Origin of the sequence: Thiomonas sp. FB-Cd, assembly GCF_000733775.1 — a bacterium.
Taxonomy (GTDB): Bacteria; Pseudomonadota; Gammaproteobacteria; order Burkholderiales; family Burkholderiaceae_C; genus Thiomonas_A.
The window spans coordinates 1,886,193-1,908,496 of the sequence record NZ_JPOE01000002.1 but is presented as its reverse complement, the minus strand read 5'-3'; the positions used below and the strand labels follow the sequence as shown (position 1 = coordinate 1,908,496).

Genomic DNA, 22,304 nt, shown 5'->3' with positions numbered 1-22,304 from the left:
CACGAAACCGGGCGAGCGCCTGAGCGGTGGGAAGCGGTGCCTGGTCGGGCCTGCAGCACCGTGGTGCCCCGCGCAAGGCGGTTGGGGGCTGGCGGGGTTGGGTTGGCGCGAAGGTGGCCGAGCGCAACCGGCGAGCGGTGCAATGTGGGGCTCAGCCCTGCAAGCTGCGCACGATGTCCAGCGCTTCGTCGATCCGGTGCACGGGATGCAGCGCGAGCCCTTCGAATCGCGAGCCTGCATTCTTGGGTGCGTTGGCCGCAGGAATGATGGCGGCGGAGAATCCGAGTTTGGCCGCCTCACGAAGGCGCTCCTGGCCGCGTGGGGCCGGGCGGATTTCCCCGGCCAACCCCACTTCGCCAAAGGCGAGCAGTCCGCGCGGCAGCGGGCGGTTCTTGAGCGATGACTGAATGGCTAACAGGACGGCCAGGTCGGCAGCAGGCTCGGTGATGCGCACGCCACCCACCGCGTTGACAAAGACGTCCTGGTCGCCACAGGCGATGCCGGCGTGGCGGTGCAGCACGGCAAGCAACATGGCCAGACGAGCGGGTTCCAGACCCACGCTGAGGCGTCGCGGGCTCGGAGCGGCCGCCGTGTCGGCCAGAGCTTGCACTTCCACCAAAAGTGGCCGTGTACCCTCCAGCGTGGCCAGCACGCAGGAGCCGGCCACCGGCGCACCATGGTGCGAGAGAAACAAGGCCGAGGGGTTCGACACGCCCTTGAGCCCGCGTTCGGTCATCGCGAACACGCCGAGTTCATTCACGGCCCCGAAGCGATTCTTGATGGCCCGAATAAGCCGGTAGCTGCTGTGGGTGTCGCCTTCGAAGTACAGCACCGTGTCCACCATGTGTTCGAGCACCCGCGGTCCGGCAAGCGCTCCTTCCTTGGTGACGTGACCCACCAGCACGATGCAGGTGCCGCCCGATTTGGCCATCCGCGTGAGTTGGGCTGCGCATTCCCGAACCTGCGCCACGGAGCCAGGCGCCGAGGTGAGCATTTCCGTGTAGACGGTCTGGATGGAATCGATGACGCACACGTCGGGCTGCTCAGCGCCCAAGGCGTCAATGATGCGTTCGAGCTGGATTTCCGCCATCAGCCGCACGTCATTGTCCTTCAGTCCCAGGCGCTGCGCGCGCAGCGCCACCTGCGCGGCGGATTCCTCGCCACTGACGTAAAGCACCTTTTCCCGCTGTCCCCCGGCCTCGTGCGAGGGCCCAAGGGCCGGCGCGTGGGCGCTTGCCGCGGCATGCTGCATCGCCGTCGCACCCGGGGTACTCAAATGGGCCAGCACTTGCAAAAGCAGCGTGGACTTGCCAATGCCGGGGTCACCCCCGATGAGCACGACGCTGCCGGCCACCAGCCCGCCGCCAAGCACGCGGTCGAGTTCGGCGATCCCTGTGGGCAGGTGCGGCTGGGTTTTGGCGGGCACCGTGCGCAGGCTCTGCACGGTCGAGGCCGGCGCAAGCGCTGCGTGTCTTGTCGATGTTGCGCCCGTTCCCGTGCGCACACCGGCGCGTGGAGCGGCGGCCGCCACAGTTTCAATCAGACTATTCCAGGCGCCGCACTGCGGGCAGCGGCCGAGCCATTTGGCCGATTGGCCACCGCAGTCGCTACAGACAAACACGGATTTGACCGCGGCCATTACTCCACCTGCACCGGCACGCGTTGTGCGAGTGCGCACATCAACTCGTAGCCCACCGTGCCGCAGGCCTCGGCCACCACGTCGATCGGCAGTTCCGCGCCGTTGTGGTGGCCCCAGCACAGCACCGCACTGCCCACGTCGGCGGCTCGGCCGGCGGCGCGTACGGGGTCCAGATCCACCGTGACCATGTCCATGGAGATGCGCCCGACGACACGGGTGCGCACTCCGTCCACGACAATCGGCGTGCCTGTGGGGGCATGGCGGGGGTAGCCGTCGGCGTAGCCCACGGCCGCCACGCCAATGCGCATGGGTTGCGGTGCGGTAAAGGAAGCCCCATAGCCCACGCTTGCACCTGCCGGAATGTTCTGTACGCCGATGATGCGGGTGAGCAGGCTCATCGCAGGGCGCAGATCCCAGTGCTCCGCATCCGGTGCCAAGCCTGTGGGTGAGCCGCCGTACAGCATGATGCCGGGGCGTACCCAATCGCCCAGGATCTCGGCTGCCGCGTTGCGCTGTGTTTGCCGGTGTTCGCCGAGCGCCGCCGGTGGCGCGAGGCTCGGACGCGGCTGACGCCTCGGCGTGGCTGGCGCCGTGCCTGCGTGGACGGCAGCGATTGGAAGGACCGCGGGCGCGTGCGTGACGTCATTGGGCTGGCGGTTGCCGTGCCGCAGCAGCGCAGCGGAGTTGCACAGACTGCGCTCACCGGGCAACAGTGCGGTGGTGCGCTGGAACAGGTCGAATGCGTCGGCGGTCCCCAGGGGACCGTCGGCGGTGGCAAAGTGAGTCATGTGGGTGATCTCGCCCACGGCCGGGCATTGCTGCAGGCGTTCCCAAGCCGAGCGGTATTGCTCCGGGGCAAATCCCAAGCGGTTCATGCCGGTGTTCATCTTGAGGAACACGCGGTGGGCGCGGGGCTTGCGGCGAGCGGCAAGCCAGTTCAGTTGGGCAACATCATGCACCACGTGCCACAGATTGAGCCGCTCGCAGAGTTGAAGGTCATCCGGGCTGAAGCATCCCTCGAGCAGCAGGATGGGTCCGCCCCAGCCCAGCGCGCGCAGCGTTTCAGCTTCGGCCAGGTCGAGCAAGGCGAAGCCGTCTGCCGCGCGCAGCGCAGGAAAGACGCGGTCGACCCCGTGGCCATAGGCATTGGCCTTGACGACGGCCCACACCTTGGCATCTGCCGCGGCACGGCGCGCGCGCGCAAGGTTGTGGGTGAGGGCGCTTTGGTGAATGGTGGCTCGGATGGGGCGCGGCATGGGTTTTGCGAGGTGATGGCGCAGTGTAGTTCGCCGCAAATAGTCGTCCCCGCCCTGTGCTATAAAGCCGCAGCCCGTCGGCGGCACGCGTCATCCGCAGCCGGTGGACGCGCGCGTGTCGCGGCAGCCCGAGCACGAGGCGTCCATCGGGCTTGGGCGAACATGGGCCGGGTGGTGGCCGAGCGCCTGTTGCGCCTTCCGATTCTCCATTCCGATACCCGCCCAGACCGCAGCCGCTGAGGAACGACAAAGCGATGAAAAGAGGCTTTTACTGGATCATGGCCGCGCAATTTTTTTCGTCGCTGGCCGACAACGCGCTTCTCATCGCATCCATTGCGCTGCTGGTGCAACTTCAGGCGCCAGGCTGGATGACGCCGCTATTGAAGTTTTTCTTCACTGTCTCCTATGTCCTGTTGGCACCCTTCGTGGGGGCTTTTGCGGATTCGCTCCAGAAGGGCCGGGTGATGTTCGTCACCAACATCGTCAAGCTGGTGGGGCTCATGCTCATGCTCGTGAGCGTGCACCCGCTGCTGGCCTATGGTGTGGTCGGGCTTGGGGCCGCCGCCTACTCGCCCGCCAAATACGGCATCCTCACCGAGCTGCTGCCGCCGCAGCAGCTCGTGGCAGCCAACGGCTGGATCGAGGGCACCACCGTGGGCTCGATCATTCTCGGCACCGTCCTGGGTGGCTTTCTCGTCAGCCAGGCTGCCGGTGATTTTTTGCTCAAGTTGCCGTTGCTGTCGCATCTGGGCATTACGACGGTTGCCGAGGGCGCGCTGGCGGTGATCGCGTTCGTCTACGTCATTGCTGCGCTGTGCAATTTGAAGATTCCCGACACCGGCGCGCGCTACCCGCACCAGACAGCCCACCCGGGCAAGCAACTGGTCGAGTTTCTTCACTGCACCAAGGTCCTGTGGACCGACAAGCTTGGCCAGATCTCCATGGCCGTCACTACGCTGTTCTGGGGCGCTGGCGCCACGCTGCAATTCATCGTCATCAAATGGGCCGAGTACGCGTTAGGCCTTGATCTGAGCAAGGCGGCGACGCTGCAGGCCACCGTCGCATTTGGCGTTGCGGCGGGCGCCATGTGGGCCGCAACCCGGGTTCCGCTGAAAAAGAGCCTGAACGTGTTGCCGGTTGGCATGGGCATGGGCATCCTGTGCATGGTGCTGTCGCTGTATACGCGCAATGAGGTCCCCGACATGCAGCTAGCCATCGGCCAGCTGCATCTGCCTCTGTACCTGTTGCTGGCTGGGGTATTCATGGTGGCCATTGGTGCCATGGCCGGATATTTCGTGGTGCCGATGAACGCGCTGCTGCAGCACCGTGGCTATGTGCTGCTGTCCGCAGGGCACTCCATTGCCGTTCAGAACTTCAACGAAAACGTGAGCGTGCTGGCCTTGCTCTCGATGTACGCGCTGCTCATCAAGTTTGACCTGTCGATCCAGTGGATCATCGGTCTGTTTGGAGCGTTCGTGGTCGCAAATATGTGGCTGGTGATGCGTTGGAACGCACGCAACATGCGTGAGCGTGACTGGACCCAGATCATCGGCGAGCCACGGCACGAAGCGGGACGCTGAGTCGCATGCAAGCAACGATGGACGCCCTGCGTCTCGGGCCTTTGGTGCTGCCTTGGGGTCCGATTGTGCTGGTGTTGGGGTACACGGTGGCGGTGTACGTCGCCGCCATGGCGCAGCGGCACGGCCGGGGCAACGCGGAGCCTGCACTGTTACCGCTCCTGGTGCTCGCGCTCGCGGCAGCGCGAACGGCCTTCGTGCTTAGGCACCGGGCCGACTACCGCGATCTGCTGTCCATGCTGGATGTGCGTGACGGCGGCTTTGATTCATGGCCCGGTTGGGCCGCGGGGCTATGCGCAGTGGCCATCGTGGCTTGGCGCAGGCCGCGTTTTCGGCGCAGTTTGCCCGTGAGCAGCGCAGCTGGTGCCGCCGTGGTGCTGGCGGCGTTCGGTGTGCTGCGCCTGCTCCAGCCCCCAAGCCTCCCGCTGCCGGCCATCAGCCTGCCGCGGCTGGGCGGCGGGGTCGTGGCGCTGCAAAGCCTGCGGGGCCAGCCCCTCGTGGTCAACCTTTGGGCGACGTGGTGCCCGCCCTGCAGGCGCGAGTTGCCCATGCTCGTGCAGGCTGCGGCAAACCCACGTGGCGTGCGCATCGTGCTGGTCAATGAGGGAGAGGCTGCACAGACTGTGAGCGCCTATCTGCAAGCCGCGCATTTGCACCCACCAGAGGTGCTGCTTGACGCGAATCAGGCGTTGATGGCCCATTACCGGTCGCCGGGCTTTCCCACCACGCTCTTCATTGGCGCTGATGGGCGCCTGAGGGCAATGCACATTGGCGAGCTCTCGGCCGCCACGCTGGGCCAGGGCATTGCGGCAATGCGCCAAGCACCTGGTCACTGAGTCGGCATGCACAGCTCGCGCCAAACCCTGATTGCCATCGCCGGGCTCATGCTCAATGCGCTGGTTTGGGGCGTCTCATGGTGGCCGTTTCGCCACCTGCATGCGCTCGGGCTCAACCCGCTGTGGGCGACCGCGCTGATCTATGGCGTCAGCAGCGTCGCCATCCTGGCATGGCGACCGCAGGCACTCGGGCAGTTGCTACGTAAGCCGCCGCTGTGGCTGATTTTGCTGGCGTCGGGGTCCACCAACGCAGCCTTCAACTGGGCCGTGACGCAGGGTGATGTCGTGCGTGTTGTGCTTCTCTTTTACCTGATGCCCGTCTGGGCAACCCTGCTCGCGCGCTGGCTCCTGGGCGAGCGTCTGACGAAACTGGTGAGTGTGCGCTTGACGCTTGCACTCGTGGGGGCGATGGTTGTGCTGTGGCCGCCGGGCGGAGGACTCCCGCTGCCGCGGCAGTTGGCGGATTGGCTCGGCGTGGCCGGTGGATTTTTCTTTGCACTCAACAATGTGCTGCTGCGCAAGTACGCGCAGACGCCGCCGGAGGCTCGCGGATTGGCTATGTTCGCCGGGGGCACGATCGTGGCGGGCGCCCTGGCGGCCGCGTTCGCCGCAAGCGGGTTGGGCAGCCCCCTGCCTGCGCCCAGCGCGCAATGGCTGGTGCCCGTCGCAGCGTTGTCGCTGGCCTTTCTTGTCGCCAATCTGGGCTTGCAGTACGGCGCTGAGCGATTGCCCTCAAGCCTCACGGCCGTGGTGATGACGGTGGAAGTCGTATTCGCCAGCGGCAGCGCCGTCGTTCTGGGAGCCGAACAACTCAGCCGCCAGGCGCTGATTGGTGGTAGCCTTATTTTGCTGGCCATCTTGCTTGCGGCGGTGCGCCCCCGGCGCCCGGCATTGCCAGTGCACCCGCCTCGGGAGACACCGACTTGAAAGCCGTTGATCCGCATCCCGCCCAGCCCGTGCCTGCCGTTCACGGTGCATTCGAGTTTTCGGCGACCGACATTCTTGGTCGCGCGCAACCCCTGGCACAATGGCGCGGCAAGGTGCTGCTCATTGTCAATACCGCGAGCGAGTGCGGCTTTACGCCGCAGTATGCGGGCTTGCAGGCGCTGTACCACGCCTACCGCGATCGCGGCTTTGAAGTGCTTGCCTTCCCCTGTAACCAGTTCGGCGGCCAGGAACCCGGTAGCGCGGAGCAGATCGCCCGATTTTGCAGTGCCAATTATGGCGTGGAGTTTCCCGTGTTCGAGAAGATCGACGTCAATGGCTCGCACACCCATCCGTTATGGCGATGGCTCAAGGACGAGGCCAGCGGCATGCTTGGCACCGAGATGATCAAGTGGAACTTCACCAAGTTTCTCATTGGCCGCGACGGCCAGGTCATTCGCCGCTACGCCCCTCAAACGCAGCCGGATGCGCTGCGCGCCGACATCGAAATGGCGCTGGATGCGCCGGTGCCGGCAACCGGGGATGAAGTCCTGCGGGGGTGAGCTTGCAGCGCGCCGGGCATCGGTCGTCGCATCGAACAACCGTCGGGCCCGCGTCTGGCGTGGCAAGCAAGCCGTGCCTGCGCAATGGCCAAGCGCAGGGGGCGCTGCTCTTCAGCGTGACGGTTCCGATGGCACCGGGTTTTTGCGCCTGAGCGCGATCAGCGGTTCGACCGCTGGTGCTCGCAGTTGGGGTCGCTCGGGCTCGGCGGCGCGCAGTGGCGCGACTTCACGAAGGCTTTGCAGGCAGCGCCGGGTTAGGTCCTGGTAGGTGCGCGTGCCCTCGAGCTTCCAGGCGATTTCTTCCGGCTTGAGTTCGCGACGGATGGTCGCCGGCATGCCGGCGACGAGCGTCCGCGGCGGGACAATCATGCCGGCGGGAACGAAGGCACAGGCCGCGACAATCGATTGTTCGCCGATCTCGGCATCATCCATGACGACAGCGTTCATGCCGACCATCGCATCGCGCCGCACCATGCAGCTGTGCAGGATGGCACCGTGGCCGATGTGGCCATTGCGCTCCACGACGGTGTCGTGCCCCGGAAAGCCGTGCATGACACAGCTGTCCTGCACGTTGGCCCCTTCGTCCAGCACGATGCGGCCGAAATCCCCGCGCAGACTGGCGCAGGGTCCGACGTAGCAGCCGGGACCCACGATGACGTCGCCAATGAGCACGGCACTGGGGTGCACATAGGCCGTAGGGTCGACGACCGGAATGACGCCGTCAATGGCGTAGCAGGGCATGGATCTCTCCTCGGGTTTGTCCGGATGATTGTTTGACTTGCATCAAACATTTGGCAAGCTTAAGATTAACCGACCGGTTGGTCAATATTGTTTTCGCCCGACGCGGCCGCACCCTTCCACCTCCGCCCTCAAAAACTTTGCGATGGATCAAGACCCTGCATCCAGCTTGCTCGTTGAGCGTCAAGGCGCTGTTCTGGGTCTCAAACTGAATCGCGCGCAAGCGCTCAATAGTCTGAACGCAGACCTGACGGCGGCATTGCTGGCTGCATTGGACGCTGCCGCGCGCGACACCAGTGTGCGCTGCGTGGTGCTCGGTGGGCAAGGGCGTGCGTTTTGTGCCGGGCAGGACCTGAAGGACCCGGAAGTGGCCAACGAAGCGGGCAAGCCCAAGGATCTCGGCGACGTGGTTGAACGCCACTACAAGCCTTTGATGCTGCGACTGCGGTCGATGCCCGTGCCAACGCTCGCGGCGGTCGGGGGCGTTGCGGCAGGGGCGGGCGCGTCGCTGGCGCTTTTGTGCGATGTGGTCGTGGCCAAGCGCAGTGCCGTCTTCATCCAGGCATTTTCGTCGATTGGCCTCGTGCCTGACAGTGGCGCGACGTGGGTGCTTCCACGCCTGGTTGGGCGCGCGCAGGCGCTGGGCATGGCGATGCTGGGCGACAAGCTTCCGGCAGAGCGCGCCGAGCAGATCGGACTGATCTGGAAATGTGTTCAGGATGAGGCTTTCGAAGCCGAGGTGCGGGCTCTGGCCGAGCGTCTTTGCCGCTTGCCCACGCACGCCCTGGTGAAGACGCGGGCCCTGCTCGATCAGGGGCTGACAGGCTCGCTCGAGCATGCACTCGATGCGGAGGCGCGGACGCAGCGTGAACTCGGTTTTGCGCATGATTTCGCCGAAGGTGTCGCGGCGTTCGCGCAAAAGCGAACAGCCCGCTTTACGGATCGCTGAGCCCATGCAGATCCTGGCTGCCTTCGACGGTCGGCGCCGCGGCGCCTCAGGCGAGCACGCCGAGCCTTCGCGCGCGATGCGTACCCGGGTCGCGCAGTGCCTGGCGCACGCGCCGGGATCGAGCCGTCGCGCTAGCGAGGGGTCGAGACCCGCTGCGGCACAGGAAGAAACAGCCGGATCGGCGCAAGCCCTGCGCAGCCGGCTGTCGCCAAACCCGATGCACACCTCGAGACAGTCTTTGGTGGCGTCGGGCCCAATCCACGCATGCACGTCATACAGGAGGCATTGCGATGCTTGAACCCCGTCACGTTGCGGCGGCTGCGGCCGAGCCGTTGGCGCAGCGCACAGCCGAGCGTGTGCGCGATCACATGCTCATGCAAGACCATGCCGCGCGAGCCCTTGGCATGGAAATCGTCACCGTGGGGCCTGGCAGAAGCCGGGTCCGCATGCCGGTGCGGCAGGACATGATGAACGGTTTTGCCATGTGTCACGGTGGGCTCATTGCGACGCTCGCGGACACTGCTTTCGCCTATGCGTGCAATGCCTACAACGAGGTTACCGTGGCGTCCGGGTTGAGCATCGACTTCATCGCTCCGGCCAAGCTTGGGGACGTGCTGGAGGCCACCTGCGTGGAGCAGGCGCTGAGCGGGCGCACGGGTGTGTACGACGTGGTTGTGAGCAACCAGCGCGCGGAGCGCGTGGCACTGTTCCGGGGGCGCTCTTACCGCATCAAGGGCAGACCGGTCGTCGAAGCCGTGGGTTCTGCAGCGGCAGACGATCAGACATAGGAGGAGGAAACTGTCATGCTGAGCCCCAATCGATCCGCGCTCGATCCCATCGAAACGGCAAGCCGGGATGAAATCACCGCACTGCAGATCAAGCGGCTGCAGTGGACCCTGCACCATGCTTACGAAAACGTGCCTCACTACAGGCGCGCCTTTGACGCGCACGGGGTGCATCCCGATGATCTGCATGGCCTGCAGGACCTGGCCAAATTCCCTTTCACGGGCAAGTCCGACCTGCGCGATCACTACCCCTTCGGCATGTTCGCCGTGCCGCGCGAGCAGATTGTGCGGGTGCACGCCTCATCGGGCACAACCGGCAAGCCGACCGTTGTGGGCTATACGAAGCGCGACATCGACACCTGGGCCAGCCTGGTTGCACGATCCATCGTCGCCGCGGGCGGAAAACCCGGCGACATGGTGCACGTGGCGTACGGCTATGGCCTGTTCACCGGTGGCCTTGGGGCCCATTATGGCGCTGAGCGCCTGGGCTGCACGGTGATCCCGATGTCGGGAGGGCAAACGGAGAAGCAGGTGCAGATCATCCGTGATTTCAGACCCGACATCATCATGGTCACGCCAAGCTACATGCAGGTGATCATCGAGGAATTCGCGCGCCAGGGTCTTGATGCGCGCGACTGTGCGTTGCGCATCGGCATTTTCGGGGCGGAACCCTGGACCGAGGCGATGCGGCGGGAGATTGAGTCGAAGACCAGTCTGAAGGCCATGGATATTTATGGTCTGAGCGAAGTCATGGGGCCGGGGGTTGCCTGCGAATGCGTGGAAACGCAAGACGGGCCAGTGATCTGGGAGGACCACTTCTACCCGGAGATCATCGATCCGGTCACAGGCGCAGTCCTGCCCGACGGCAGTGATGGCGAGCTGGTCTTCACCACACTGACGAAGGAGGGGCTTCCGATCGTTCGGTACCGGACCCGCGACCTGACAAGCCTCATGCCGCCGACCGCGCGCGCCTTTCGTCGCATGGGCAAGATCGTCGGGCGCAGCGACGACATGCTCATCGTCCGCGGAGTCAACATGTTTCCGACGCAAATCGAGGAAATCGTGCTGGCGCATGACAAACTCTCGGGCCAGTACCAGATCCATCTCAGTCGCGACGGCCACCTTGACAAGGTCGAGGTGCATTGCGAGTTGCAGCCGTCCATCGGGTACGTCTCGGAGGCTGAGCGCCAGAAAATCGCGGACTGGGTCACGCACCGCATCAAGACGCTGGTGGGCATCAGCACGCATGTCAATGTGTTGCCGCCCGACTCGATCGAGCGCACGCTCGTGGGCAAGGCCCGGCGTGTGATCGACCACCGCCGCAAGACCAGCTGAGCGGGGCCACGGACGAGGACCGCAGTTCGAGCATCAAGGAGTCGCACCATGTACACCCAAGCGATGGATCTCATGCCCAAGGGTTCGGATGAGCCTGGCGCAGCGCGCTCGGCCACCGAGCAGCAGTTGCTCGAGCGCTTCGACGCCCGCATCGACGACGGCGGATTTATCGAGCCCAAGGACTGGATGCCCGAGCATTACCGCAAGACGCTCATCCGCCAGATCAGCCAGCACGCGCATTCGGAGATCGTGGGCATGCTTCCCGAGGGTAACTGGATCACACGCGCGCCTACGCTCAAGCGCAAGGCCATCTTGCTGGCCAAGGTGCAGGATGAAGGCGGGCACGGCCTGTATCTGTACGCTGCTGCCGAAACGCTCGGCATTTCGCGCGACGAGATGATTGCCGCCCTTCACACAGGCAAGGCCAAATACAGTTCCATCTTCAACTATCCGACGCTCACCTGGGCAGACATTGGCGTGATCGGATGGCTCGTGGACGGAGCCGCCATCATGAATCAGGTGCCGCTTTGCCGCTGTTCGTACGCGCCATACGCGCGGGCGATGATTCGAGTTTGCCGGGAGGAGAGCTTCCACCAGCGCCAGGGCTTCGATGCGTTGCTGACCATGATGCGGGACGGCACCCAGGCGCAGCGCGAGATGGTGCAGGACGCGGTCAACCGATGGTGGTGGCCCAGCCTGATGATGTTCGGCCCGCCGGACGATGCAAGCACGCACACCGCGCAGAGCATGCGCTGGGGCATCAAGCGCATGTCCAACGATGACCTGCGGCAGAAGTTCATCGACGCCACGGTCGAGCAGGCGAAGGTGCTCGGCGTGAGCATGCCCGACCCCCACCTGCGCTGGAATGATGAGCGCAAGCACTATGACTTCGGTGCGATCGATTGGGACGAATTCTGGCGCGTCATCGGCGGCGATGGTCCCTGCAACCGCGAGCGCATGCGCTCGCGAATCCAGGCCTGGGAGGATGGCGCCTGGGTGCGCGAAGCAGCCATGGCCCACGCGGCCAAACGTGAAATGGCCCAATCCCGGGCCGCCTGAGAGCCTGATTCCGGAGACGCATGATGAGCGACACGCAAGGCACGTCAGAAAATGCCAGCAGAAACGAAACCCGCAGCGCAGCCAGCGAGTGGCCATTGTGGGAAGTCTTCGTGCGCAGCAAGGCTGGACTGGACCACAAGCACAGCGGCAGTCTGCACGCGCCGGATGCCAAGATGGCGCTGGAAATGGCGCGCGATGTCTACACGCGCAGGCAGGAGGGAACGAGCATCTGGGTGGTGCGATCGGACCAGATTGTCGCCAGTGATCCCGGCGACAAGGCGATGTTTTTTGATCCGATGGAAGACAAGGTCTACCGTCACCCGACCTTCTACAAGCTGCCCGATGAAGTCGACCACATGTGAGGTGCAGGCCATGCAAGCATCGATTCCCGTCAGCGCCGATCCATCCGTGCAATATCTGCTGCGACTTGGCGACACCTGCCTCATCCATGCGCAGCGCCTGTCGGAATGGTGTGGTCACGCGCCGATTCTCGAAGAGGATATCGCGCTGGCCAACATTGCGCTCGATCTCCTCGGCCAGGCGCGTGGCGTGCTGACCCGAGCCGGCCAACTCGACGGGCAGAACTACGATGAAGACCAGCTCGCCTTCTTGCGCAATGAGCGCGACTATCACCATCCAACACTGGTGGAGCTGCCGCGTGGCGACTTTGCAGTCACGACGGTACGCAATCTCATCGTGTCGGCTTTGCTTGAGCGGGTTTGGGGCGAGCTCCAGGCATCACAGGATCCGGAGATCGCTGCAGTGGCAGGCAAGGCCGTGAAGGAGGTGCGGTATCACCATGTCCACGCTGCCGATTGGCTGGAGCGCCTGGGCGACGGCACTGCTGAGTCACGCAGGCGCGTTGCGCAAGCGCTTGAGCTGTTGTGGCCGTACACCCGCGAGCTGTTCACCCCCGACGCGGTGGACGATGCTGCGGCCGCGTGCGGACTGGGCCCGCGATGGGCGGATTTGCACGATGCGTGGCTGCGCGACGTGACAGCTGCGCTCGATGGGGCCGGCCTCGCTGTGCCCGCCGACACAGCCTTTGTCAGCACCGGGCGGCTGGGCATCCACAGTGAGCATATGGGCTACATCCTTGCCGAAATGCAGCATATGCAGCGCAGTTTTCCCGGAGGCGCGTGGTGAGCACGGTGCTTTCTGCAACCGCGTTGGAAGCGCGCACGGCCCGCGCCTGGGCCGTGCTGCAGACAGTGGCTGACCCGGAAATCCCCGTCCTTTCACTCTGTGATCTGGGCATCGTTCGCGACGTGCGACACGCCGGCGACGGTGTGCTCGACGTGGTGCTCACGCCGACGTACTCGGGGTGCCCAGCCACGGAACTGATCGCGCGCAGCGTGGCCGAAGCGCTTGAGTCCGAAGGGCTCGGGCCCGTGCGCATCAGCCAGCAGCGTGCGCCCGCGTGGAGCAGCGACTGGATTAGCGCCGAGGGGCTGGAAAAGATGCGCAAATACGGCATTGCGCCGCCTGCCGGAGGCGCCACGGCAGCGCACGCGACGGCCGTGCCCGTGCGTGTGCATCGTTCGCGCCCTCAGCCACTGAGCTGCCCGCGTTGTGCAAGCGCCGATACGCAGCAGCTTTCAGCCTTTGGATCCACCGCGTGCAAGGCCCTGTGGCGGTGCCGCGCATGTGGTGAGCCCTTCGAATACTTCAAACCCATTTGAGCAGCAAGGCATGGACACCCATTTCTACCCCTTGCGCGTACGCGCCGTCGAGCCCGATACGGATGAAGCCATGATTGTCAGCTTCGACGTGCCCGAGGAATTCGCAGACCGGTTTGCATTCACGCAAGGTCAGTACCTCAATGTGCGCGCGAGGATCGATGGAGCCGAGGTGCGCCGTTCCTATTCGGTGTGCGCCGGTGTGGACGACGGGGTGCTGCGCATTGGCGTGCGCAGGGTGCGCGGAGGCGTGTTCTCGAACTGGATTGCCGAGCATCTGCATGCCGGTGACAGCATTGAGATCATGCCCCCACAGGGCAGGTTTTATGTGGCCATCGACCCGGCGGCCAAGCGTCATTATCTTGGTATCGCGGGCGGTAGCGGCATCACGCCGGTCCTGTCGATCATGAAGACCGTATTGGCGCGTGAACCCCGAAGCCGCTTCACTCTGCTCTATGGCAACCGAAGCCTCAAGTCCACGATGTTCAAGGAAGAGCTTGAGGATCTGAAAAACCGCTATCTGACACGCGTGGTGCTGCATCATGTGTTTTCCGAGGAGTCGGCCGATTCCCCGCTGCACCATGGCATGCTTGACGGTGCACGGATTGCGCAATTCCTGGCGCGGGTCGTCCAGCCAGACGCCATCGACCACGCCTTTGTCTGCGGTCCGTACCAGATGAATGATGAAGCCGAGGCAGCGCTGCGCGAAGCCGGGGTCGGGGCCGAGCGCATCCACGTGGAGCGGTTTGGTCTGCCTCAGGGTCAGGCTGCCGCCGGCGCTGTCATGCACAGCGCCCAGGCCCAGGACGCTGCGCAGAGCAAGGTGAGCATCGTGCGCGATGGCCAACGGCGCGACGTCAACTTTCGCAAGGGTGACCCGAGCATCCTGGATGTGGCCATTGCCTCAGGGATGGACCTGCCATTTTCGTGCACGTCCGGTGTGTGCGGGACCTGTCGCGCTCGTCTCTTGCAGGGTCAGGTGCGCATGGACCGCAACTTTGCGCTGGAAAAGACGGATTTGGAAGCCGGGTTCATTCTTTGCTGCCAGGCGCATCCTCTGACCGAGCAGGTCGAGATTTCCTTCGACGACCGCTGACATGGCACGTGGACGCGCCGCCGGCTATGACGATCAACGCGCCGCAATCCTGGCTGAGGCCGCGCGCCTGTTCGCGCGCCAAGGCTACGTGGCCACATCGATGAACCAGGTGGCCGACGCCTGTGGCCTGTCCAAGGCCTCGCTGTACCACTACTTCCGCGACAAGTATGCCCTGCTCACCCATATCGCCGAGGGACACGTGCGGCGGCTGCTCGCACTTGTGCGGGAGGTGGAGGCCGAATGCGCAGATCCCGTTCGACGCCTGCCGATCCTCATCACGCGTTTCGTCGACGAATATGCAAGCGCCCAGGACGCTCACCGGGTCCTGACCGAAGACGTACGCTTTCTGGTTGAACAGGACCGGGAGCGCATCCTCGGCGTCGAGCGCGAGGTCGTTGCCCATTTTTCGCAATGCATCGCCGCCGCGCGCCCTGATCTTGGCCTGCAGGCATTGGACAAGCCGCTGGCCATGCTGTTGTTCGGGATGATGAACTGGCTGTTTACATGGTTCAAGGCCGGCCAGCCACTCGATTATCCGGATCTTGCTCCGCTCGTGGCGGAGCTGTTTCTCAACGGCGTGTGCGGATTGCAAGCGCCTGCCTCCAGGCTGTCTTCCGCGATGCCCGCCCATGCTGCATGACTTAAGGGCTGAGTTGGCGACGAAGACGACAGGCCTTTGGGTCGCGGCGACGGGTGCTGCCCGTGATTCGCGCGATTCGCTCCGGCGAGCTCCGTTGCACTGCAATCGACGGGGCCAATGGCGCCCCCACTGTGATCTCCCTCCACCTTTGGATGAATGCAAGTAACCATGGACATCCCCGTTCTGCAGAGCTACCTCGCTGATCAGTGGTTCGGCCGTGAGCCGCTCGAGGTGCTGTTGGATGCGTCAAGCGGCGTTGCGGCCGCAAGCACACACGCCGAGAAACCCGACTTTGCCGCAGCCTTGCACCATGCGCGCGGGCAAGGGGTGCGCGGGTTGTTGGCGCTGGATTTTCAGGAGCGCGCGCAGCGCCTCAAACAGCTGGGCAAGTACCTGAGCGAGCACAAGGAAGAACTGTATGCCTGGTCGACGCACACGGGGGCGACACGACCGGATGGGTGGATCGACATCGAAGGCGGCATTGCCACGCTGTCTGCCTATGCCGGCCTTGGCAGCAATGAATTGCCCAGCGGCAATGTGCTCCACGAGGGGCCTGTCGTGCCGCTTGGCCGAAAGGGCCATTTCGTCGGCAGCCACATCCTGGTGCCGCGCGAAGGCGTGGCTGTGCATATTGACGCATTCAATTTTCCGGTCTGGGGACTATTGGAGAAGTTCGCGCCGAGCTTTCTGGCCGGGATGCCTTGCATCGCCAAGCCGGCCACCAGCACGTCATACCTGACTTGGGCGCTGGTGCGCCGCATGCTGCAATGGGGTGGGCTGCCCGCCGGAAGTCTGCAACTTGTGATTGGCTCGACAGGAGATCTTCTCGATCGCCTGGATGGCCAGGACATCGTGACCTTTACCGGATCGGCGGCTACCGCGGCGAAATTGCGCGCAAATCCCAACCTTCTTTCTCGTGGCGTGCCATTCAACGCCGAGGCTGATTCCCTCAACAGCGCCATTCTTGCCCCGGACGTGAAGCCGCAGGATGCCGAGTTTGAGTTGTTCGCCGAGGAGATCGTGCGCGAAATGCGCGTCAAGGCGGGGCAGAAATGCACGGCGATCCGGCGCATCCTGGTCCCGCGCAAGCAACTCGAGGCGCTGTCGCAACGCCTGCGCGAGAAGCTGTCCAGGATTGCCGTCGGCGATCCGCGATCGAGCGACGTGCAAATGGGACCACTGGCCAGCAAGGCTCAACAAACCGACGTGCTCGCGCAATTGCAGCGCTTGCGTAAGGACTGCGCAACGGTCTACGACGGTGGTGAGCACCCGTTTGCGCCTGGAGCGCATGCGCAGACGGGGGCGTTCGTCGGCCCGACTTTGTTGCTTTGCGAGCGTCCGAACGAGGTGGCAGAGGTTCACGACGTGGAAGTCTTTGGCCCCGTGAGCACCTTGCTGCCGTATGACGACATGGATGAAGCCCTTGAGCTTGCCGCGCGCGGGCAGGGCAGTCTGGTGGCGACGATTGCAACACGCGATGCCGCAACGGCGTCGCATGCCGTGCGCCGCGCAGCGGTGCATCATGGCCGAGTTCTCGTCCTCGATGCGCAGGCTGCGCAAGAATCCACGGGGCATGGGGCTCCGCTGCCCATGCTCAAGCACGGCGGGCCGGGGCGTGCCGGAGGTGGCGAGGAACTCGGGGGACTGCGCGCCGTCACGCATTACCTGCAGCGCACGGCTGTCCAGGGTTCACCGAGCATGGTTGCAGCTGTGGTGGGGGAGTACATACGGGGCGCAGCGCGCATCGAATCCGATGTCCATCCGTTCCGCCGCCACTTTGAGGATCTGCAGATCGGCGAGTCGTTGTTGACCCATCGACGCACCGTCACCGAGGCCGATATCGTTGCCTTCGGCGGCATTTCAGGTGACTATTTCTATATGCACTTTGACGAGATTGCGGCGCGTCAGTCGCCTTTTGGCCAGCGTATCGCGCATGGATATTTCGTGCTCTCGGCCGCTGCGGGACTGTTTGTGTCTCCGGCGCCTGGGCCCGTGCTTGCCAACTATGGGCTTGACACGCTGCGTTTCATCAAGCCCGTGCGCATTGGCGACACGATCCGGGCGCGTTTGACTTGCAAACGCAAGATTGACCGGCGCAAGACGGACGCGCAGGGGCGTGGCCAAGGGGTGGTGGCCTGGGACGTCGAGGTGCGCAACCAGGACGAGGAGCTGGTGGCAAGCTACGATATTCTGACCTTGGTGGCCAAACGCAATCCTGACTGATCCGCCGGTGCCCTGCATGGATCGTGCCCCGGGTTGCGAATGATCCGCGCTGGACAACGCCACTGCATGCAAGCGGTGTGCGCCGTGGCGCATTCATTTACTCCCGCAGGGCCTCATCCAGAAATTCCAGCCAGTGCTGCACCGGCATCGTGGTGCCGGCCTGTAGATGCTGGATGCAGCCAATATTCGCGCTCAAAATGCGCTCCGGTGCCAAGTGCGCGAGATTTTTGAGCTTGCGCTCGCGAAGCTGCTTGGACAGGCTGCCCTGCAGCACGGAGTACGTTCCGGCCGAACCACAGCACAGATGGCTCTCGGCTGGCAAGCTGACTGTGAATCCCAAGCTGCGTAGCAACGTTTCCACCTGGCCACCGAGCCGCTGGCCGTGCTGCAGTGTGCAGGGTGGATGCCACGCCAGGCTTTCGGCCGGTTTGCGCTGGAGCCGGGCTGCGATTTGCGGACCCTGCTCCGCCAGAAATTCGATGGGATCGCGCGCGAACTCGGAGATGCGTTTCGCGCGCTCGGCATAAACAGGATCGTGCGCCAGCTCGCGACCGTAGTCCTTCACTTGCACCCCGCAGCCCGAGGCATTGATGACGATGGCCTCCACGGCGCCGCGTTCCACCAGCGGCCACCAGGCATCGATATTGCGACGCATGTCGGCCAGCGCCCCGTCGTGGTCGGATAGATGCTGGCGGATCGCGCCGCAGCAGCCAGCGCCATCGGCCAGCAAGACCTGTACCTCGAGGGCGTCGAGAACGCGGGCGGTGGCGGTGTTGATGTTGGGTGCCATGGAGGGCTGCACGCACCCGGCCAGCATAAGGACGCGGCGGGCGTGCTCACGGGTCGGCCACGAGCCGGCTGGCTTGGGTTGCGGCACCTTGTCCTTCAGCCCCGTGGGCACGAGCGGCTTGAGGATCTGGCCCAGCTTCATCGCCGGGCCAAACAGCGGCGAAGTCAGGCCTTCCTTGAGCGCCCATCGCTTGGCACGTTCGCCAGCAGGACGGGGAACCTTCGCGTCGACGACGCGGCGGCCAATGTCCAGAAGCTGACCATAGGCCACGCCCGAGGGGCAGGTCGTCTCGCAGTTGCGACAGGTCAGGCAGCGATCGAGATGGAGCTGGGTGCTGCGGGTGGGCGCCTCGCCTTCGAGGACCTGCTTGATCTGGTAGATGCGCCCACGTGGGCCGTCCAGTTCGTCGCCAAGCAACTGGTAGGTGGGGCAGGTGGCGGTGCAAAAGCCGCAATGCACGCAGGCGCGCAGAATGCTTTCCGCCTCTTGGCCTTCAGCGGTGCCGGCGAATTCGGGAGACAGTCGTGTTTCCATGATGAGAATACTTGGCGGCTTTGACCGGGGTCTCAGTGATCGGGGAACATCGCGGGGAATACACCGTGCGGATCAAATGCGCGCTTGATGTCGTGATGAATGCGCTCAAGCGGGTGTGCAGGCGGGGTGAACACCGGGGTGGCGCTGTCGCCACCGCGAAACCGCGTGGCATGCCCCCCGGCTTCGGTCGCCGCCTCGCGCATCACTGCAGCGGGCAACTCGCTCTTGATCCAGCGCTGCGCGCCGCCCCATTCAATGAGCAGGGAACCCTGCAGCTTCAGTGGTGGCGTGGTGGGCGGCACGCCCAGCCGCCACAGGCATTCGCCCGCTGCACCGGGCTGTGCCCAAGTCGGAGCGAACCAGGGCAGAGTCTGCTCGCGCAGTCCCTGCCAAAGCTTTTGGGCGGCATCGTCGTCGAGGCGCGTGCCACCCAGCCGACTGCACGCTGCCGCCACGGCCGCGCGTGCCCCGCGCAACCGCACGTGAAGCACATCGGTGCCCGCGTCATCGCTCCACCAGGCGCTTGAGGCGATGGGGATTGGTTGCCCACCCCACGCGTTGATTTGTTCCAGGGCGCGCTGCTTGCCCAACTCGAAAACGAGCGTGGCCTCGGCCGGCGCAACGGGCAATACCTTGAGCGAGACCTCGACGATGGCACCGAGGGATCCCATGGACCCGACGAGCAGGCGTGACACGTCAAAGCCGGCGACATTTTTCATGACCTGTCCGCCGAAATGCAGGACCGCGCCGCGACCATCGAGCAGGGCGGCGCCCAGCACGTAGTCGCGCACCGCGCCTGCGCCCTGACGCCCTGGGCCGGAGAGCCCAGCTGCAACCATACCGCCCACGGTGGCTTGCGCTCCAGTGTGGGCATAGTGCGGTGGCTCGAACGGAAGGCATTGACCGTGCGCGGCTAAAGCGGCTTCGAGTTCGGCCAGTGGCGTACCGGCTCGCGCGGTCACGACGAGTTCAGTGGGTTCGTAGCTGATGATGCCGGCGTAGGTGCGCATGTCCAGCGCACGCTGCTCGCGCGCGGGGCCCGCAGGCAGGCTCAGCCAAGCCTTGCTGCCGCCGCCACGCACAATGAGCGATGCGTGTTCCGCTGCAGCTTGCCGCACCTGCTCCTGCAGGGCGGCCAGGGAATCGGAGGGGTTCACAAACAGTCTCGGTTAAAGGTGAAGGATCGTGAGGATTCGCGTCGCATTGCGTGCACCATGGCCGGGGATGATCCGACCGGCAACGGTCGGATCATCCCCGGAGATCAGCGCAAAGAGGCAACGTGGGTGTCAGAAGCGAGGCAGATCCGGAAAGGGCGTGCGCACGCCGCGCACATGCATCTTTCCGTACTCGGCGCAGCGCGCATGGCTGGGAATGTTCTTGCCCGGGTTGAGCAGCTCAGCCGGATCGAAGGCGCGCCGGAAGGCGCGGAACTGCTCAAGCTCTTCGGGGCTGAACTGCACGCACATGGAATTGATTTTCTCCAGACCCACACCATGTTCGCCGGTGATCGAGCCGCCCATTTCCACGCAGGTCTCCAGAATCTTGGCACCGAAGGCCTCGGCGCGCTCCAACTCCCCTGCTTGGTTGGCATCGAACAAGATGAGCGGATGAAGATTGCCATCGCCGGCGTGGAACACGTTGACGCAGCGCAGGGAGAACTCGCGCTCCATGTCCTTGATCGACAACAGCATGTCGGCTACCCGCTTGCGCGGAATGGTTCCATCCATGCAGTAGTAGTCGGGGGAGATGCGGCCGGAGGCAGGGAAGGCGTTTTTGCGCCCGCTCCAAAAACGCAGCCGCTCAGCCTCTGACTGGCTCACGGCGATGGCGGTGGCGCCACAGCCTTGCAGCACGGCACTCATGCGGCCGATTTCCTCTTCGACTTCCTCTGCGGTGCCGTCCGACTCACACAGCAGGATGGCCTCGGCGTCGAGGTCATAGCCGGCATGGACAAACGCTTCGGCAGCAACGGTCATGGGCTTGTCCATCATCTCCAGCCCTGCGGGGATGATGCCGGCGGCGATCAGGCTGGCCACGGCATCGCCCGCCTTGCGCAGGTCATCAAAGCTGGCCATGATGCAGCGTGCCAGGTGTGGCTTGGGAATGAGTTTGACCGTGACCTCGGTCACGACCATCAGCATCCCCTCGCTGCCGATCACGGCGGCAAGCAGGTCTGGCCCGGGGCAGTCGCCTGCCAGATTTCCGATGGTGAGGGGCTCGCCCTCCACCGTGTAGCCCCGCACCTGCAGCACGTTGTGCACGGTCAGCCCATATTTCAGGCAGTGCACGCCGCCTGAATTCTCGGCCACATTGCCGCCGATGGTGCAGGCGATCTGGCTCGAAGGATCGGGTGCGTAATACAAACCATGCGGCGCAGCAGCTTCGGAGATGGCCAGGTTGCGCACACCGCACTCCACCGTTGCGGTGCGTGCCGCAACGTCGATGGTCTTGATCCGGTTGAAGCGCGACAGCGCGAGCAGCACGCCGTCCACGTGCGGCAACGCGCCGCCGGAAAGTCCCGTGCCGGCGCCTCGTGCTACCACGGGAACCGTCAGATGGTGACATATCCGCAGCACGGCGGCAACCTGCGATTCTGTCTCCGGCAGGGCAACGACCAGCGGCCTTTGCCGGTACGCCGCCAGCCCGTCGCACTCATAGGCCGTCACGTCCTCACGCTGCCAGAGCAGGCACGAAGCCGGAAGCACATCCGACAGCGCGGCGACGACCTGCGCCTGCCGCTGAGCGCGCGTGGCGATATCTTGGGGGATGGGGGCATTCATGGTTGCGGGGCTGCGAACGGAAGTTTTAGGTATTGTCGCAAACCATAACGTGCCCAATGTTGCGCTGCATCAGGGTCTATCCTGACGAAGCGGGGTCCACAAGGTGAAACACTGCTGACATTTTTGAGCATACGGCTTTGCCTGTTTCCTTGCAGGCCGTCATGCCGGTTTGGCGATCAGGCCCCCGTGTCGGCGCAAATGGCCGCTGCCAATGCGTGCTTGGAGCCCGCTCGCGTGGCGCAAACAGGCGTTGCAGCGGTAACGCCATGTGAGCCTGCATTGACCGGATGGCAGGGTGAGCCTAGGGTTCGGCATGGTGCATTCCACGAGGACAGGTCCCATGCAATCGCGTCTTTCGGTTCATCCCGCCCTGCGGCATATCGGCCGTGCCGCCTTGTTCACCGCTTTGTGCGCGGCTGCAGGGTTCGCCATCCCAGGAGCGCAAGCAGCGCCCGCTGCGCGGGCGCCGGTCTACGTGCACATGAATGGGGCGAATATGTTTCTGGAGAACGTTGTGGTCGTTCGACCGGGTCAGCCGGTGGTATTCGTCGATGAAGACACGGGCGCGCACACCATCATCGGCTACAACCCAGCCACCGGAGCCACGAGCAAGACCTTTGAGGGGGCCGTGCAGGGTACTCCTGGTCCAGGCCACGCCGTGCACACCTACACCATCACATTCCGTCATCCGGGACTGAAGTATTACTACTGCTCGGTCCACGCCGAACTGGTGAAGGAGCCGGGCGGCAGGACCGTCCCGAAGAAGCGGCCCACCGTGCACGGCTTCGGCGACCCGATGGCGGGTCTCATCATCGTCACCGATGATCCGCATTTGCTCGCGGACAACCCCAAGACCGCGCGCTCAAAAATCCTTCCGAGCTACTTTGGCGGCTAGGCGCGC

General features: G+C 64.5%; 20 protein-coding genes and 2 pseudogenes. 15 read left to right on the top strand and 7 right to left on the bottom strand.

The annotated features are described in order from the left end of the window. Positions 1-151 precede the first annotated feature (151 nt). The 3 genes and pseudogenes from radA to CD04_RS25220 form a co-directional block, all read right to left on the bottom strand. Complete coding sequence (radA, locus tag CD04_RS0109300) at positions 152-1,639, bottom strand: DNA repair protein RadA (protein WP_031406166.1); 1,488 nt, start codon at positions 1,637-1,639, stop codon at positions 152-154. Continuing rightward, positions 1,639-2,148, bottom strand: a pseudogene (alr, locus tag CD04_RS25225) (alanine racemase); the annotation flags it as partial. The gene radA and the pseudogene alr, both read right to left, overlap by 1 nt. A gap of 150 nt (positions 2,149-2,298) precedes the next feature. Beyond that, positions 2,299-2,895, bottom strand: a pseudogene (locus CD04_RS25220) (alanine racemase); the annotation flags it as partial. A 254-nt stretch (positions 2,896-3,149) separates the two neighbouring features. On the opposite strand from CD04_RS25220, the gene lplT reads away from it, so the two are divergent. From lplT to CD04_RS0109275, 4 genes are read left to right on the top strand one after another with little or no spacing between them, the layout of a single operon-like run. Further along, a complete protein-coding gene (lplT, locus tag CD04_RS0109290; RefSeq protein WP_031406162.1) occupies positions 3,150-4,475 on the top strand; it encodes a lysophospholipid transporter LplT in 1,326 nt (441 codons plus the stop codon). A gap of 17 nt (positions 4,476-4,492) precedes the next feature. Then, on the top strand, positions 4,493-5,308 hold the full coding sequence (locus CD04_RS0109285) for a TlpA disulfide reductase family protein (RefSeq protein ID WP_031406161.1): 816 nt from the start codon (positions 4,493-4,495) through the stop codon (positions 5,306-5,308). Positions 5,309-5,314: 6 nt separating this feature from the next. Further along, complete coding sequence (locus CD04_RS0109280) at positions 5,315-6,235, top strand: DMT family transporter (protein ID WP_038167666.1); 921 nt, start codon at positions 5,315-5,317, stop codon at positions 6,233-6,235. Further along, positions 6,232-6,795, top strand: a complete 564-nt coding sequence (locus CD04_RS0109275) for a glutathione peroxidase (RefSeq protein WP_304412999.1) — start codon at positions 6,232-6,234, stop codon at positions 6,793-6,795. The genes CD04_RS0109280 and CD04_RS0109275 overlap by 4 nt, the downstream gene beginning before the upstream one ends. Before the next feature lie 111 nt (positions 6,796-6,906). On the opposite strand, the gene paaY is transcribed toward CD04_RS0109275, so the two are convergent. After that, a complete protein-coding gene (gene paaY, locus CD04_RS0109270) occupies positions 6,907-7,536 on the bottom strand; it encodes a phenylacetic acid degradation protein PaaY (RefSeq protein ID WP_031406155.1) in 630 nt (209 codons plus the stop codon). 142 nt (positions 7,537-7,678) lie between these two features. Between paaY and CD04_RS0109265 the strand changes: the two genes are divergently transcribed. The 10 genes from CD04_RS0109265 to paaZ all read left to right on the top strand — a co-directional run bounded on the left by CD04_RS0109265 (position 7,679) and on the right by paaZ (position 17,299). Next, positions 7,679-8,482 (top strand): enoyl-CoA hydratase-related protein, encoded by an 804-nt coding sequence (locus CD04_RS0109265; RefSeq protein ID WP_031406154.1) that lies wholly within the window; start codon positions 7,679-7,681, stop codon positions 8,480-8,482. A 290-nt stretch (positions 8,483-8,772) separates the two neighbouring features. Then, a complete protein-coding gene (gene paaI / locus CD04_RS0109260; protein ID WP_051849057.1) occupies positions 8,773-9,270 on the top strand; it encodes a hydroxyphenylacetyl-CoA thioesterase PaaI in 498 nt (165 codons plus the stop codon). 15 nt (positions 9,271-9,285) lie between these two features. Beyond that, positions 9,286-10,602, top strand: coding sequence for a phenylacetate--CoA ligase PaaK (gene paaK / locus CD04_RS0109255; RefSeq protein ID WP_031406149.1), 1,317 nt, complete (start codon positions 9,286-9,288; stop codon positions 10,600-10,602). 48 nt (positions 10,603-10,650) lie between these two features. Next, on the top strand, positions 10,651-11,661 hold the full coding sequence (gene paaA / locus CD04_RS0109250) for a 1,2-phenylacetyl-CoA epoxidase subunit PaaA (protein WP_031406148.1): 1,011 nt from the start codon (positions 10,651-10,653) through the stop codon (positions 11,659-11,661). A gap of 23 nt (positions 11,662-11,684) precedes the next feature. Beyond that, complete coding sequence (paaB, locus tag CD04_RS0109245; protein ID WP_051849254.1) at positions 11,685-12,023, top strand: 1,2-phenylacetyl-CoA epoxidase subunit PaaB; 339 nt, start codon at positions 11,685-11,687, stop codon at positions 12,021-12,023. Between the two features lie 10 nt (positions 12,024-12,033). Next, a complete protein-coding gene (gene paaC, locus CD04_RS0109240; RefSeq protein WP_031406145.1) occupies positions 12,034-12,807 on the top strand; it encodes a 1,2-phenylacetyl-CoA epoxidase subunit PaaC in 774 nt (257 codons plus the stop codon). Continuing rightward, positions 12,801-13,343, top strand: coding sequence for a 1,2-phenylacetyl-CoA epoxidase subunit PaaD (gene paaD / locus CD04_RS0109235; RefSeq protein WP_369792792.1), 543 nt, complete (start codon positions 12,801-12,803; stop codon positions 13,341-13,343). The genes paaC and paaD overlap by 7 nt, the downstream gene beginning before the upstream one ends. Before the next feature lie 10 nt (positions 13,344-13,353). Further along, complete coding sequence (gene paaE, locus CD04_RS0109230) at positions 13,354-14,436, top strand: 1,2-phenylacetyl-CoA epoxidase subunit PaaE (protein WP_031406141.1); 1,083 nt, start codon at positions 13,354-13,356, stop codon at positions 14,434-14,436. A gap of 1 nt (position 14,437) precedes the next feature. Then, positions 14,438-15,076: a TetR/AcrR family transcriptional regulator gene (locus CD04_RS0109225; RefSeq protein ID WP_031406139.1), complete on the top strand. Its 639-nt coding sequence runs from the start codon at positions 14,438-14,440 to the stop codon at positions 15,074-15,076. A 168-nt stretch (positions 15,077-15,244) separates the two neighbouring features. Then, positions 15,245-17,299, top strand: coding sequence for a phenylacetic acid degradation bifunctional protein PaaZ (paaZ, locus tag CD04_RS0109220; protein ID WP_031406137.1), 2,055 nt, complete (start codon positions 15,245-15,247; stop codon positions 17,297-17,299). Positions 17,300-17,396: 97 nt separating this feature from the next. On the opposite strand, the gene glcF is transcribed toward paaZ, so the two are convergent. The 3 genes from glcF to CD04_RS0109205 all read right to left on the bottom strand — a co-directional run bounded on the left by glcF (position 17,397) and on the right by CD04_RS0109205 (position 21,403). Further along, complete coding sequence (glcF, locus tag CD04_RS0109215) at positions 17,397-18,623, bottom strand: glycolate oxidase subunit GlcF (RefSeq protein WP_031406135.1); 1,227 nt, start codon at positions 18,621-18,623, stop codon at positions 17,397-17,399. Between the two features lie 32 nt (positions 18,624-18,655). Continuing rightward, a complete protein-coding gene (gene glcE / locus CD04_RS0109210; RefSeq protein ID WP_031406133.1) occupies positions 18,656-19,780 on the bottom strand; it encodes a glycolate oxidase subunit GlcE in 1,125 nt (374 codons plus the stop codon). 129 nt (positions 19,781-19,909) lie between these two features. Continuing rightward, the gene (locus CD04_RS0109205; RefSeq protein ID WP_031406131.1) at positions 19,910-21,403 is read right to left on the bottom strand and encodes an FAD-linked oxidase C-terminal domain-containing protein; all 1,494 of its coding nucleotides are present in this window, start codon (positions 21,401-21,403) and stop codon (positions 19,910-19,912) included. Positions 21,404-21,743: 340 nt separating this feature from the next. On the opposite strand from CD04_RS0109205, the gene CD04_RS0109200 reads away from it, so the two are divergent. Next, positions 21,744-22,298 (top strand): Cupredoxin, encoded by a 555-nt coding sequence (locus tag CD04_RS0109200; protein ID WP_156030204.1) that lies wholly within the window; start codon positions 21,744-21,746, stop codon positions 22,296-22,298. Positions 22,299-22,304 lie beyond the last annotated feature (6 nt).